This window comes from Intestinimonas sp. HCP28S3_D6 (genome assembly GCF_052065695.1).
GTDB lineage: Bacteria > Bacillota > Clostridia > Oscillospirales > Oscillospiraceae > Intestinimonas.
Window position 1 is genome coordinate 1 of sequence record NZ_JBQHTM010000135.1, and the last position, 1,048, is coordinate 1,048.

Sequence of the window (1,048 nt, forward strand, 5' to 3'; positions counted from 1 at the left end):
TGTAGGTTTGTCAAACATATTGGACGGTGAACTCTCGAGGAGAAAGCCAACCCAAAGGTCTCATGGGGAAGTTATTGGAGCGGCGGTTGTGGGCAGCGAGCTGCTTTGCGAAGTCGTCCAGGGAATAAAAGCAGTGGCAGGCGTAAAAGCGTTTCTGGTCCTCCCGGTGGCTGCGCTCCACCTTTCCGTTGTGGCGTGGCGTGTAGGGCCGAATGAGCTTGTGCCGGATGCCCAGTTTTTCCGCAGTGGCCTCAAATAAGGTGGGCAGCTCTCTCCTGCTGGAAAAGCGGTTGGTGAACTCGAAACCGTTGTCGGTCTGGACACATTCCACCCGGATGCCCCGGTGTGCATACCATTTGGTCAGCTTTTTCAGGAAGTCTGCGGAGGAATAGGTGGACTGCTCAGGATAGGCGGCCAAGAAGCGCAGTCGTGTGAATTCGTCAATGGCGGTATATTGGAACAGACGCAGTTCCGGGTCAGCAATACATCTCCGGGGTACGACCTTCACATCCACCTGGACCCGTTGGCCCGGATAGGTCATCTGCTCGTAAGGCTTGGGCTTGTAGGCTTTTTTCTTCTCCGCCGTTGGGAACAACCCCAGCCTGCGCATCACCCGGAACAGGCTCTCCGGGCGGCGGGTATAGCCCCGCTGCCGCAGCCGGTGCCACAGCTCTATCATGCCCAGGCCGGGGCTGCGGCGGCGCATGTCCTGGATCAGCTTCAGCTCCGCCTCCGTGTGCTGGTTTGGGTGGCTGTGGGGCCGACGGGACTGACAGGCCAGGGATCGTACCGAGCCGTCCCAGCGGGCCTTCCAGAAGTAGATGTAGGACCGGCTCTTGTTGTACTTGCGGCTGGCGCGGCTGACGCCGTATTTTTCTGCGTATTTCATCAGGGATTGCCGATATGCCATGTCTTGTGTTATACTCTTGCCCATGAAGGATATGGTCTCCTCTCGTTCGGTTGTTGTCCGCAACTTCAACTATAACCGATGAGGCCCTGTCCTTCATCCTTTTTTATTCAGATGTCCAATATGTATTGTAGTCCTACA

The 1,048-nt window shown here is 56.6% G+C and carries 1 protein-coding gene; it reads right to left on the reverse strand.

Annotated features, from left to right (window positions below):
• Window positions 1-10: 10 nt before the first annotated feature.
• Complete coding sequence (locus ACTNBK_RS17080) at window positions 11-910, reverse strand: DDE-type integrase/transposase/recombinase (protein WP_441147886.1); 900 nt, start codon at window positions 908-910, stop codon at window positions 11-13.
• Window positions 911-1,048: the final 138 nt, after the last annotated feature.

What these genes read in the sequence shown, in the direction of transcription:
- ACTNBK_RS17080 (WP_441147886.1), bottom strand. Translation starts at nt 910, where the DNA reads ATGGCATATCGGCAATCCCTGATGAAATACGCAGAAAAATACGGCGTC.